Source organism: Emergencia timonensis, from assembly GCF_900086585.1.
Lineage (GTDB): Bacteria > Bacillota > Clostridia > Peptostreptococcales > Anaerovoracaceae > Senimuribacter > Senimuribacter timonensis.
In genome coordinates this window covers 1,719,165-1,731,867 of record NZ_FLKM01000009.1, presented here as the reverse complement: position 1 = coordinate 1,731,867, position 12,703 = coordinate 1,719,165, and the positions used below count along the sequence as shown (strand labels likewise).

General features: G+C 40.5%; 11 protein-coding genes. 2 read left to right on the top strand and 9 right to left on the bottom strand.

All coding sequences use genetic code 11. The features are described 5' to 3' along the window. Nucleotides 1-624 precede the first annotated feature (624 nt). Nucleotides 625-1,083 (top strand): hypothetical protein, encoded by a 459-nt coding sequence (locus BN6539_RS19095; RefSeq protein WP_067541943.1) that lies wholly within the window; start codon nt 625-627, stop codon nt 1,081-1,083. 372 nt (nt 1,084-1,455) lie between these two features. Continuing rightward, nucleotides 1,456-1,905 (top strand): HTH domain-containing protein, encoded by a 450-nt coding sequence (locus BN6539_RS19090; RefSeq protein WP_067541941.1) that lies wholly within the window; start codon nt 1,456-1,458, stop codon nt 1,903-1,905. 380 nt (nt 1,906-2,285) lie between these two features. On the opposite strand, the gene yneA is transcribed toward BN6539_RS19090, so the two are convergent. The 9 genes from yneA to mutS all read right to left on the bottom strand — a co-directional run bounded on the left by yneA (nt 2,286) and on the right by mutS (nt 12,696). Further along, nucleotides 2,286-2,588, bottom strand: coding sequence for a cell division suppressor protein YneA (yneA, locus tag BN6539_RS19085; protein ID WP_067541939.1), 303 nt, complete (start codon nt 2,586-2,588; stop codon nt 2,286-2,288). Nucleotides 2,589-2,747: 159 nt separating this feature from the next. Beyond that, complete coding sequence (locus BN6539_RS19080; RefSeq protein ID WP_067543557.1) at nt 2,748-3,095, bottom strand: tRNA-binding protein; 348 nt, start codon at nt 3,093-3,095, stop codon at nt 2,748-2,750. A gap of 20 nt (nt 3,096-3,115) precedes the next feature. Then, nucleotides 3,116-3,931, bottom strand: coding sequence for a TVP38/TMEM64 family protein (locus BN6539_RS19075; RefSeq protein ID WP_067541937.1), 816 nt, complete (start codon nt 3,929-3,931; stop codon nt 3,116-3,118). A gap of 24 nt (nt 3,932-3,955) precedes the next feature. Further along, nucleotides 3,956-5,251: a methionine gamma-lyase family protein gene (locus tag BN6539_RS19070; protein WP_067541936.1), complete on the bottom strand. Its 1,296-nt coding sequence runs from the start codon at nt 5,249-5,251 to the stop codon at nt 3,956-3,958. A gap of 88 nt (nt 5,252-5,339) precedes the next feature. Then, entirely contained in the window at nt 5,340-6,227 is an 888-nt protein-coding gene (locus BN6539_RS19065) for a DMT family transporter (RefSeq protein ID WP_067541934.1), read from the bottom strand. Next, nucleotides 6,224-7,351 (bottom strand): tyrosine-type recombinase/integrase, encoded by a 1,128-nt coding sequence (locus tag BN6539_RS19060; protein ID WP_067541932.1) that lies wholly within the window; start codon nt 7,349-7,351, stop codon nt 6,224-6,226. The genes BN6539_RS19065 and BN6539_RS19060 overlap by 4 nt, the downstream gene beginning before the upstream one ends. Continuing rightward, nucleotides 7,333-8,259 carry a tRNA (adenosine(37)-N6)-dimethylallyltransferase MiaA gene (gene miaA, locus BN6539_RS19055; protein ID WP_067541930.1) on the bottom strand — a complete coding sequence of 309 codons (927 nt, stop codon included), beginning with the start codon at nt 8,257-8,259 and terminating at the stop codon, nt 7,333-7,335. The genes BN6539_RS19060 and miaA overlap by 19 nt, the downstream gene beginning before the upstream one ends. Nucleotides 8,260-8,264: 5 nt before the next feature. Beyond that, nucleotides 8,265-10,085 carry a DNA mismatch repair endonuclease MutL gene (gene mutL, locus BN6539_RS19050; RefSeq protein ID WP_067541928.1) on the bottom strand — a complete coding sequence of 607 codons (1,821 nt, stop codon included), beginning with the start codon at nt 10,083-10,085 and terminating at the stop codon, nt 8,265-8,267. Continuing rightward, the gene (mutS, locus tag BN6539_RS19045) at nt 10,078-12,696 is read right to left on the bottom strand and encodes a DNA mismatch repair protein MutS (RefSeq protein ID WP_067541926.1); all 2,619 of its coding nucleotides are present in this window, start codon (nt 12,694-12,696) and stop codon (nt 10,078-10,080) included. The genes mutL and mutS overlap by 8 nt, the downstream gene beginning before the upstream one ends. Nucleotides 12,697-12,703: the final 7 nt, after the last annotated feature.

Here is a 12,703-nt window from a genome sequence, read left to right as displayed (position 1 = left end):
AATTAAAACTGACAGAATTTGTATTTGAATATTAAAGTTGTATCAGTTCCTTTTCTTGCAAAATTGGGAAAAAATAGCTACAATATTATTTGAAAAATAGGTTTAACTTTCTAAGAAATAAGTCTAAGCAAATGTTAGAACTGGATTTATGAGAATTAGATAGCGAAAGTATTCTTTATGATGATGAAAATGATGATCTTACCGCTTTCATTGAAAGTATAATAAAAGATGGTATAATGAAAGAAATAGTTGTTATACCTAACGAAAAAATTTTACTATTGTTCACGGTAATAGAAGGGTATGCGCTGCTAAGATGGCAGGATTAAAAGTTGCACCATTTTTGGTCATAAATATGGATAAAGATCAATATGACAAGCTCTACAAATTGATTGAAACAAGTCATAATAGTAAAGATTCGTGGATTAAAGATAAGTGGTGTGAATTATTTGAAAGTTGGCATTAATAAAGAATAACATTTCAATTTTGATTTTTTCTAAATAACTGTGGGTGGCCATCTAATCCAGGAGATAAAGATGGAAGGGCATGAGATTACCATAATTTGATAAGTAGAGCATTTAAGTTGACGAATATGCTTTATCAGGTAAAACGAAGGGGGCACATTAAATGATATTGAAAAATCAGTTTTTAATAATAGCTTATATTGTAATAGTTCTTATATGCATATTTATTGCTATTAAAAGAAAGAAATGGGATAAATACACTACAATTGTCTCCATCTTTTTCATTGTCACTTTATTGTTAAGTTTGTATTACTATAGACCTTTAAGTTTGGAAGATGTTTTAGATAATAATAAGTACAGGATCTTAATGGAAAGTTCCACAGAGATCGAAGCAGAAGAAGTAAAAGATTCGTCTTTAGTGGATACAAATGTGATTGAGAAGCTAGAAAAAATAACCATAAGAAATACAAGCAAGGACTATGGAAAATTAAAAAGTCAATTTGTAAATAACACGAATTCATACGTTGTTAAGCGAGGAAATAAGAACATATTTAGGTTTAGCATTTTAGGAAACTATGAATATCTTGAATTCCAAGGAGTTTATTACAAACATGTAGAATAGCCAATAAGCACCATCATTAGATCCGCTTCGCTTGTATTTATACGTGAATGTCACGTCCTGATATGATTCTACTAAACCGTTTGCCCCTGTTAAAGTTCCAATGAGGGCACCTACAGAGACGCCTAATTTTACACCTATTACAGGCGAGCAAAGAGAAATAAATCCCGCATATTGGGGGCAGGATGCACAGACATGCTTACTAAGTGCTGAGAATGATTTTCCATAGAATTAGGTGCATGGTTTCTATGTAGATTCGGAAAACAATTATAATTACTCAAATGTTTCTTGTATTGTTTTTTAAATGCTGGTGTATGTAAACATTAATTTAGCTGTAATCTTTCAACCAAGAAAATTTATAAAGGAGACTGTTATATGAAACCAATTATCAGTATATCTTTAGAAGAACTAATTAAAGATTTAGTAATAGATAAGAATCTACCTGAAGACCTTATTAATGTGTCAGAACACAAGAAAAAATATTCTGACAATAACAAGGCGAATTTAATTTTAGATTCTGACGAAAAATTAAAACTTCATGTACTATTAGAAAACCTATACATGATACAGTTTATCTCACCAGATGATAGGCTATGTGGCATTATAGATTTACTGTGCGAATGCGGTATTACTGAAGATATCTTAGCATCATTAACTTCAATTGATAAAGCTGATATTTTAGCATTTCGCAATGATCCAAGTGAATTGAGTTATGATAAAAAATATAAATTAGCAACAAATATAATATTTATAGAGGTCGTATTAAAAGAGCAATTACAAAAAAAATATTTAAAACTAGAAGCAAAGAAAAGAGAGGAATGCTGAATCGATATACTATTTAATGCGTCTAAAAGAAGCGCAATAACTATTCCTAAAAACATAATTTTGGGAATAGTTATGTTAAACTCAGCAGATATAATCACATTCAATTATGTCTATACAAATAAAACCCCCCAGACTTGTTATATCAACTAGTTGGGAGGTTTTATTTGTATAGGAAAAATTTGTGTGTTGTCTATTTTAGTGTGTGGAAATGGGAATCTTAGACTCCATCATTTCCACTTTTATAATATAGAAATCTCTAAAATACCGAGGCTCTATTTTGCGTTTTAAGCGATTTTTTATATGCGTTTGATATCTTGTCCCATAGTTTTAATTCATAAAACTGCTAGTTTTGCCGGTTTTAGAAAATTCCCTTTTGCAGGTTATAAATATACAGGTACGATGATCTTCTGACCGGCTTCTAGCTGACCGGCGGTAATGTCGTTGAGTTGACAAATCTCATGAACGACTTGACGAACGTCCATATCAGCAGGACCATATTCTGAGGCAATTTCCCAAAGAGTATCGCCAAGTTCAACTTTGACTTGGTTGTATTGATTCATAGAGGAGCTGCTGACTGTATTGATTCCTGTCAATGTACCTATGATTGTAAAGATGCAAAGAATTGCAACAACTAAAAATGCTGTAAATCTAAATTTGGATGTAATTCTATATTTCTTATTCATTCTCTCACCTTCTTAAACATTTGTTCGTTTTCTATATAATAACAGAATAAATGTTCTTTGTCAATGAAAAAATAAACAAATGTTCGCACAGTGAATCAATATAATTCTGCATACACTAAAAAAGTCCTCTGCATTTATGCAAAGGACTTTTTAACTTAACTATCCTACTTTCGTTCCGTTTGGCACTGGCTTTTCTGGCTGTGCCAATACTGGGATAATGCCGCTCTCATAGCCGATATCAAAGAGCATGCCCTCTGACATTTCCCCTGCCATTTTTCTGGGTGCCAGGTTTACCACAAAGAGTGCCTGCTGCCCTTCTATTTCCTTTGGATTATCACGTTCACCTTTCATTCCTACCAATATCTGTCTCTTAAAATCACCAAAATCCACAATGAGTTTCACTAATTTGTTAGAATTTGGCATGTCCTCCACAGACGCAATGGTGCCGACTCTGACATCGATTTTGTCTAAATCGTCCATGGTAATGTTTGCTTTTACATCATTCATTTTTATTTTTCCTTTCTTAATCAATCTACAATCTTCTCATAAAATTTGTCTAAATATTTGCTGATCCTTTTTCTAAAGATGATACAGATAATAAAGGCTACGACGGCGAGAACAGCAATGATTCCCATACCTATATAATGTTGTTTCATATATAGCGAGCCGATTAAAAGACTTCCAGCCATACCAGGTATCCGCCCAATCAGAGATAAGATTAAAAATGGCTTGCATTTCATTTCTGAAACACCAGCAGCATAACTGACAATATCTTTCGGCAGCCCTGGTATCAAATAAATTAGAAATACGATGGTATAGGCTTTTTTACTATTGAGCCTATCGATGAAATATGTCATCTTATCTTCGCCAAAGAAGAGGTGGATTGCATCTTTCCCAAGCAGTTTAGCCAAGTAGAATGAAATCAGTGTACCCAAGGTGGCACCGATAATCGAATATAATAATCCTGGTAAGAAACCGTACAGATATCCGGCGGCAAATTGAAATGCTTGACCAGGAATGACACTGATGACAATCTGTATGATCTGGACACCGATATAGATAAAAATGCTCTGGGTCTTGTACATTTTTAATACAGCAATGATGTCGTCAAAGGATTTAAATTGATTGAGAAAGTCTTTTTGGAAAAAGTAAACATAGAGTGGTATTGCAATTACAATACCCGCCAAGATTGTCAACTTCAGTATGGATAATACGACCTTGAGCTTCTTGGCTCTTTTTATATTTGCCTTTACTTCGTCTTTCGTACGATGTGCGCTTTCTTTTAATTCATCAAATTCATCTTTTGCACGGTGCGCATTGTCCTTGAATAATTCTTTGTCCATAATACACCTCTAATCCTGTAAAACCTAAAAATCCTCTAATAACTCTTTTGTGTACAGTTGATTTACTGATTTCAAAACCCCAAATTTTGAATGCTCGTAAGTCAGTCCCCCCTGAAAATAAACGTTATAAGGCTCTCTGATCGGTGCATCCGCACTGAGTTCGATAGATGAACCCTGCACAAAAGCGCCTGCAGCCATGACAACTTCTGATTCATAACCTGGCATTTCCCATGGAACTGGTGAAACATGTGCGTCGATGGGTGCTGCGGCCTGAATTCCCTCACAAAAGGCAACAACGGCTTCCGGAGAACCTAGTTTTACCGCTTGTATGATATCACTGCGATCATCTTTCGTTCCAGGACAAACTTCATATCCCAGCATCTCGTAGACTTTTGCACAGAGGATTGCACCCTTAACGGCACCATTTACCACCTTTGGCGCCATAAAAATTCCTTGCAGCATGGACCTGGTCTGGCCAAAGGTTAACCCGCACTCGCCGCCGATGCCGGGACAAGTCATTCGGTAAGATATTTTTTCTATTAAATCGTCGCGTCCACAGACATAACCGCCAGTCAGGGCAAGTCCGCCTCCCGGGTTTTTGATTAGGGAGCCTGCCATCACATCAATACCGACATTTGTCGGCTCTTTGATATCCAAAAACTCTCCATAACAATTATCCGCCATGCAGACGATGTCTGCGCGTATTTGATGGACGAATTTCGTCAAAGTCTCGATTTGGTTTACAGTAATAGATTTACGCCAACCATACCCCGTCGCACGCTGTACAGAAACCATTCTGGTTCTATCGGAGATCGTCTTCCCTAATGTCTCTAAATCTATTGAGCCGTCAGGCAGTAACTCTACTTGTTTGTAAGTAATGCCATAATCCTTTAAAGAACCCTTCCCTTCTCCCCTGATTCCTATCACTTCTTCTAAGGTGTCATAGGGACCGCCGCTGCAGTAAATCAGTTCGTCGCCGGGCCTGAGAACGCCCATCAAAGTGATGGCAAGCGCATGGGTGCCGTTTACGATGGTAGGTCTTACAAGGGCGGCTTCTGTACCGAAGATATCCGCGTAGACTCTCTCGATGGCCTCGCGGCCCGGATCATCATACCCGTATCCGGTGTTCCAAGCAAAATGCATGTCGGCAATCCTATTCTTCTGCAAAGCTGACAAAACCTTATATTGATTATAAGCCATTATATCGTCTAGGGCTTCATATTCGCTTAAAACCTCTTTTTCTGCTTGCTTGATCAATTCTAATACTTTTTTCTCGATTCCAAAATCTTTTATTAATAGTTGGTCTGTATAATTGTTCATATTTTCTCCATTTAATGTATATTACAATATATGATTATAATCCTTTTGATCGATTTGTAAATAAGTACGGGCAACCTTTAAGCAAAACTTAAGATTTTCGTTGGATTTGTGAAAGAATAATGGCAAAGAAGATTAATCCGCATCCTATGTATTCCTTAATCGATAGCATCTCCTGAAAGAAAAGCATACCCGCCAGCATGGTGAATATGGTTTCACTGCTTAAGAGCAGCGAGGCCTTAGCCGGTTCTACATATTTTTGACCTAATATTTGAAAGGTATAACCTAGACCGCAAGAGATGATACCGGCATACAAAATCGGCACAGCTGTTGCGAATATGTTCTGCCAGCGAATATCCTCCAGAAACAGTGCCAAAACTAAACTGATTATTCCTGTAATCAGGAACTGCAGGCTGGAGAACTTTACAGGATCAACTTTGTTTACAAAATAGTCTATGGCATAAATATGCACCGCGCACCCTACAGAAGCCATAAGCATCAAAATATCCCCTCTGTTGATGGCAGTGAGTCCTTCGCTCATACACATCAGATAAAATCCGGCCAGGGCGATCAGAACTGCGAACCATATTCTCTTCTCAACTTTTCTCTTCAAAAACAAACCGGCAAGAGGCACTAATATGATATAGATCGCAGTGATAAAACCAGATTTTCCAACGGTTGTGTATTGAATACCGATTTGCTGAAGAATTGTGAAGGAAAAAACTACTAATCCGCAGAGCATTCCGCCTTTCAGCAGGATGGCTGGATTGTGTTCCGCCTCCTTTTGCTCCGGTGTTTTCTTTCCATCCAGAATGATAATCAGCGGAATCATAGATAAACTCCCCAGCATACAGCGCAGACCTGTAAACGTAAGTGGCCCTAGATTCTCCGTTCCTGCTTTCTGTGCTACCAGGGCAAATCCCCAGATCATGGCAGCGAAAACGAGGAACAGAATACCTCTCAGGTCTGTTTTCTTCATTTTTCTGTCCTTTCCTTCTCCCACTCCATATCCTTGACTAGATCTCGTTTCACATTTTGTTTATGTTGTGCATAAAGCTGCGTGGTGGTCACCTGATCGTGATCTAAAAGCGCTGCTACATCGTAGATAGAGTTGCCACGGCCGATTAGACTGGTAGCAGCAGTGGCACGAAGTTTATGAGGACTATAGCCCGCTTTTTTTGTTGTATTTAAAGCAATTGCAGTGTATTTTTTTACTAACTCACGAATCTGTCTGTCGGTCATTCGTTTTCCCTGCAGTGATAAAAATAGTGCGTCCCTGTGTTCCTCAAGCAAAGTATCCTCTGCCGGACGTTCATTTGCCAGGTAATCTTCTACTGCAGCCGTTGACGATTCATTGAGAGGCATGGTGGATTCTTTTCCCCGCTTCCTGTAAATCTTAAATTCACCTCGTGAAAAATGAAAGGAGGATACATTAAGCTGCTGCAGTTCAGAAAGACGCAGGCCATAGGTGAGAAACAACATCAAAATGGCTTTATCCCTTTTCTTTGTTTTCTGCCAATAGGCATACTCATGCTTTGTTAATCCAGTCCCATTGCTAACAGCATCCAGCATGATCATGACCTCATCGTCCTGTAGGGCTTTGATCTCCTTTTCCCCTGCCTTTGGGACGCGGATCGGATCAAAACCGTCAGTGATGTTTTTTGATATCAGTTGATCGCGATAGAGCTGCTTGAACATGACTGATACGGAGGATTTCTTACGGGCCAGAGTTTTGTTGTTGTTTTCGTAGACATAGATGTTCTTGTCGGTTTCTACCTTATATTTTCTGCAATAGTCCAGATAAATATTGATGTCTACTGCTTTTATGTCTTCAAATTCTTTTAGGGTAATTTCAGAAGTCTGTTTTGCAGCGGTCAAATCCGTTTCTGAAATCAGGTAATTACAAAAAAAACGAATATCGTGAAGATATGCCAGCCTGGACATGGGCAGGACATTTCCTTTTAAATAGATAAAAAAGCCTTTCAGAAATCTGGGCAGTTCCTTTTCAATTTCCTCACATTCCTGAAAAATTTGCGCCTCTTTTTTTACAATGTTGTCTGGCTTATCGCTCTTGTTGTGTATTCTTACTTCTTTTCCAGCCATTGAAAGATCTCCTTCAGACAGTCTGTATCACTGTCGTATTCTGATATATTAAACCACTTCATATCTTTGTATCGCTTGAACCATGTCAGCTGGCGCTTGGCGTAGTGGCGGGTGTTCTTCTTTACCAGATCTATAGCCTCTTCCAAGGAATACTGGCCGTGATAGTAGGCAATGATTTCCTTGTAACCGATACCTTTCATAGAAATATCTGCCTCTGTCAATCCCTTGGCCAGAAGGTTTCTGACTTCTTCTAAAAGTCCCTTTTCTATGAGGATATCCACTCGTCTGTTGATGCGGTCATACAGTTCTCCGCGATTTCTCGTGAGGCCGACTAAAACCGCGCTATAATCCTGGGTTGGCGTTAGATCTTTCGAAAAATCTTTGACCTTCGCCCCTTCTTCTGCTGCTTCTAAAGCGCGAACGACTTTTTTGATGTTGTTGGGATGAATTCTTGCGGCAGCGTCCGAATCGATACAGAGCAGTTTTTGGTGGAGATACGCGGGACCAAATTCCTCCGCTTCCTTATACAACTGATCTCTGTAAGCGTCGTTTCTCGGCGGCGCGCTGAAATCCATGTCGTAGAGAAGTGCATTGAGGTAAAGACCAGTGCCCCCTGCGATGACAGCGGTCTTCCCTTTGGCAAAGATTTCTTCGATGGCGGCCTTTGCCAGAGTTTGATATTTTGCTGCAGAAAAAGCTTCTGCCGGATCGATCTGATCTACTAGGTAGTGTCTGACCCGTGCCTGCTCCTCCACTGTCGGTTTCGCACTGCCGATATCCATGTATTTGTATAGCTGCATGGAATCGCAGGAGACGATTTCTCCGTTCATCCGAAGAGCGGTTTCTATGGCATATTCAGTTTTTCCAACGGCTGTCGGGCCGCAGATGACGATGATTTCTCTTTTCATATTTTTTATGCTCGCTTAAACATTCGTTCGATTTCGTATTGTGAAAATTTTACAAAGGTCGGCCTGCCATGGGGACAGGAAAACGGATTTTTACACCGTTTCAGTTGATCCAGGAGGGCCTTCATTTCTTCCATTGAAATGTAGTCATGGGCTTTGATGGCGGATTTGCAGGACTTTGTGATCAGTTTGTTGATGACCACCGTATTGTTCAGGTTGGTTCCCTCCGTCACATTGTCGATATAGACTTTGACGAAATCCTCTGCCTCGGTAATTTCCATAAAAGTCGGAATTTCACGAATAACATATGAGTTCTGACCAAAATCTTCCACCGTGAAACCCATCTCAGTCAAGGAGTCCAGCCAATCGTATTCGTTTTCTTTGACAGACAGAGGCACTTCGATGATGATCGGAGTCAAGATTGGCTGCCGCACTTTTTCGCTGGAGAGATATTCACTTACCAGCTTTTCGTAAAAAATCCGCTCATGAGCTGCATGTTGATCGATCAGATAGAAGTTTTTTCCGTCGACAGCCGTGATATAGGTACCAAATATAGCGCCTGTCAATTCTAACTCATCAAAGTCAAAAGGCTGCATAAAGGGCTTTTCGATGGATAGTTCTGTTTTACCTTGCATTGGCGGTATTTTATGTTCTTTTTTTGCAGACGGCTGCAATTCTGACTGTGCTGCTTGGTGCTGGTATGGCGCCAGCGTTTCTTTCACCTGAGGCAAGTCTCGTTTAGTAGACAATATCTGTTTTATGTCAACTTGATTTTCTGCTCTATCTTCTCTTTTAACCGGCGCTGCAGTTTCGTCCTTAAAGACGTTTTTCACTTCGATGACGGCGGCCTTTGTACCCAAGGCTTCTTTGACAGCCGTAGAAACCAATTCTACAATTTGGTATTCATCGTCAAAGCGGACCTCTCTCTTATTGGGATGAATGTTGACATCAAGTTTCTCAGGGTCAGTATGAATGAACAGAAAGACTACTGGATATCTTCCTTCGAAGAGTCGTTCTTTATACCCTTCTGTTACGCCTCTCTCAATGACTTTGCTGGAAACGACTCTGCCGTTAACAAAGAAAATTTGATTTCTTCTAGTCGTACGAGATAAGGACGGCTTTGAAATATAGCCGGTAACGCTGCCTAAATCATCACAGCGACTTACAGGGACAAGATCCTTGTATTCACTCAGCTTATATACTGATAGAATTGCATTGAGGAGGTCACCTTTACCTGTCGTAGAAAAAGTGACATTCCCATTATTGATAAAACGGAATCTGATGTTTGGATACGCTAATGCGATCTGTGACATGAAGTCTATGATTTGTCCGCTCTCTGCCGAGTCAGATTTGAGGAACTTTTGCCGTGCTGGCGTATTGTAGAATAGATCAGTGATGATAATCGTCGTACCGTCTGGACAGCCTGTACCGCTGCTGTCGAGGACTTCACTGCCGTGAATCAGCAGCTTGATTCCGATTTTTTCCTCTTTTGTCTTGCTTATCAGTTCTGTATGTGTGACTGCTGCAATGCTGGCCAGCGCCTCTCCACGGAAACCCAAAGTCTCAATGGCATTGAGATCTTTTGCCGTTTCAATTTTACTGGTTGCGTGGCGCAGAAAAGCGACTTCTGCTTCGTTTCTAGGAATTCCACAGCCATTATCAGTGACTCTGATATAAGATTTTCCCCCGTTTTTTATTTCGACGACAATGGAATCTGCTCCTGCGTCGATAGAATTCTCCACCAGTTCCTTTACAATAGAAACAGGTCTTTCTATGACCTCTCCAGCAGCAATTTTATCTGCCACATTCTTTTCTAAAACTCTAATCATCGATTGCATCCTTTAATTCTTCTAATATCCTAATAGCTTGTGATGGCGTGATTTCCATGAGATTGAGCTCCTTTAACCGCGCCACGATTGGATTTGGTCCCGGCGTAAAGAAGGAAATCTGCTCTTCGGCCGCCAACTGCATTTCTTCCTGCTTTGGCGCCGTAATCTCAATTTGGACGCTGCCCTCCTCCAGACCGTGCAGTTTGTTTTGAGCGTTCTCAAGAAGTGCGTTCGGAATACCTGCTAACTTTGCCACGTGGATACCGTAGCTGCGGCTGGCGGAACCGGGAATGATTTTGTGCAGGAAGACGATATTGCCGTTCTCTTCTGAAACGTCAACATTGAGGTTGCGAACCCCCTTGATCTGTTCTTCCAAAACGGTCAGTTCATGGTAATGTGTTGCAAATAAAGTCCTGATATGTGCCTGCTCATTGCACAGATAATCCACAGCAGCCCAGGCAATGGAAAGTCCGTCATAGGTGCTGGTGCCGCGGCCGATTTCATCCAAGATGATCAGACTGCGCTCATTGGAACAGTTCAGGATATATGCCAGTTCACTCATTTCAACGAAGAATGTTGATTGTCCCTGGGCCAAATTATCTGAAGCGCCTATTCTGGTAAAAATTCTGTCTACAACACCGATACGTGCGTATTCACAAGGGACAAAGCACCCCGCCTGGGCCATGAGGACGATTAAAGCGGTCTGCCGCATATAAGTGGATTTGCCTGCCATGTTCGGTCCGGTAATAATTAACATGCTGGTATCCGTATTATTTAGGTAAGTATCATTTGAGACGAACATGCCGCCGCCTGTCATCTGTTCAATAACGGGATGTCTGCCCTTTTCGATTTGTAGTTCAAAGCTTTCGTCGATCATCGGTTTTACATATCCTAGTTTGTTGCTTACGTTTGAAAAAGAACAGAGCACGTCAAGCTGGGCGATAGCCTGAGAAGTCTCCTGAATTTCTTTGATATAGCCTTGAATGTCAGCACGGATTTCAGTAAACAACTCGTATTCCAACTGATTGATTTTCGTTTCCGCATTGAGAACCAGATTTTCCATTTCTTTCAGCTCTGGTGTAATGTAACGTTCGTTGTTAACCAGAGTCTGTTTTCTGATATAATCGTCGGGCACCAAATCGATATTAGACTTAGTCACATCGATGTAATAGCCAAACACTTTATTAAAACCGACTTTCAGATTTCTGATACCGGTGCGTTCTCTTTCTGCATTTTCCAGGTTGGCGATCCACTGCTTGCCGTCTTTGATAGAGAATTTAATGTTGTCTAATTCTTCAGAGTATCCTTCTTTAATTACGCCGCCTTCTTTGATGGTATAAGGAGAATCCTCGCAGATGGCCTTGTCTATGAGGTCATAGATGTGCGCAAGATCGTGAATCTGTTCGCATAATTGCTGCAAAAGCATAGACTGGGAATACGCAAGTCCGCCTTTGATTTCCGGCAGTACGAAGACAGAATTTTTCAAAGCGATGAGATCTTTGCCGTTGGCATTGCCGGAGGCAATTCTGCCTGTCAGCCTCTCAAAGTCGTAAACCTGTTTCAAGGCCTCTCTGAGATTGTTTTCCAGCATAGGCTGCTGCGTTAATTCCTCTACGGCATCCAGCCTGAGATTGATTTCTGAGGCATTGTTAAGCGGTTCTCTGAGCCACTGCTTCATTTTGCGGCTTCCCATGGCTGTCCCGGTTTTGTCTAAAACACCCAGCAAGGAGCCTTGTATTCTTTTATCATATAATGTCTCTGTAATCTCCAGATTGCGCAGTGTTGCTTTGTCCAGGGACATATGTTTTCCGATTTCGTAGAACTGGCAGCGAGTCAGTTGCTTTAGATTTTGTTTTTGGGTCTCTAAAAGATAGGCTAAAAGTGCGCCTAGAGACAGTACGCAAAGCTCTCTGCCGGCCAGTCCAAGGCTTGTAAGTGAGATAGCGCCGAATTGGGCTTTTATCGCGTCCTCCGCAGCCTTTTGCTGATAATAGGAATCGTTCATCACGAAGAGAAAGCCGCCCGTTACAGCCTTGATTTCGTCTTCTCCATAATGAAGTGCAAAGGACTCGTTGATCATAATTTCTTTAGCATCTATTTTTACCAGTTCGTTGAGCACGTCTTCAAAGATATCAATACTGCTTGTCTCTTCTGTTGTATATAACTCGCCAGTAGAGATATCACAATAGGAAATGGACATGCCGTTTTTGTCCATATAGACAGATGCCAAATAGTTGTTTTCTTTTTCATTTAGCATAGACTGTGAAGTCACAGTACCCGGCGTTACGATTTGAATTACTTCGCGCTTAACGATGCCCTTTGCAGCGGCGGGATCCTCTGTCTGTTCACAAATTGCAACCTTGTATCCTTTTTCCACCAGTCGGGCAATATATGTATCTGCGGAATGAAAAGGAACTCCGCACATGGGAGCTCTTTCCTCTTGACCGCAGTTCTTTCCTGTTAATGTTAATTCTAATTCTCGCGAGACCTCAATAGCGTCTTCGTAGAACATCTCATAAAAGTCTCCCAGTCTGAAAAACATAATGCAATCTTGATAGTTTGCCTTGATTTCTAAATATTGCTGCATCATTGGGGATAATTTGTTTGCCATATATGTT

Excerpts from the sequence above, each read along its gene's own strand:
- BN6539_RS19060 (WP_067541932.1), bottom strand. The coding sequence starts at position 7,351 with ATGGCTGGAAAAGAAGTAAGAATACACAACAAGAGCGATAAGCCAGAC.
- yneA (WP_067541939.1), bottom strand. The coding sequence starts at position 2,588 with ATGAATAAGAAATATAGAATTACATCCAAATTTAGATTTACAGCATTT.
- BN6539_RS19090 (WP_067541941.1), top strand. The coding sequence starts at position 1,456 with ATGAAACCAATTATCAGTATATCTTTAGAAGAACTAATTAAAGATTTA.
- BN6539_RS19095 (WP_067541943.1), top strand. The coding sequence starts at position 625 with ATGATATTGAAAAATCAGTTTTTAATAATAGCTTATATTGTAATAGTT.
- BN6539_RS19080 (WP_067543557.1), bottom strand. The coding sequence starts at position 3,095 with ATGAATGATGTAAAAGCAAACATTACCATGGACGATTTAGACAAAATC.
- BN6539_RS19070 (WP_067541936.1), bottom strand. The coding sequence starts at position 5,251 with ATGAACAATTATACAGACCAACTATTAATAAAAGATTTTGGAATCGAG.
- miaA (WP_067541930.1), bottom strand. The coding sequence starts at position 8,259 with ATGAAAAGAGAAATCATCGTCATCTGCGGCCCGACAGCCGTTGGAAAA.
- mutL (WP_067541928.1), bottom strand. The coding sequence starts at position 10,085 with ATGATTAGAGTTTTAGAAAAGAATGTGGCAGATAAAATTGCTGCTGGA.
- mutS (WP_067541926.1), bottom strand. The coding sequence starts at position 12,696 with ATGGCAAACAAATTATCCCCAATGATGCAGCAATATTTAGAAATCAAG.
- BN6539_RS19075 (WP_067541937.1), bottom strand. The coding sequence starts at position 3,931 with ATGGACAAAGAATTATTCAAGGACAATGCGCACCGTGCAAAAGATGAA.
- BN6539_RS19065 (WP_067541934.1), bottom strand. The coding sequence starts at position 6,227 with ATGAAGAAAACAGACCTGAGAGGTATTCTGTTCCTCGTTTTCGCTGCC.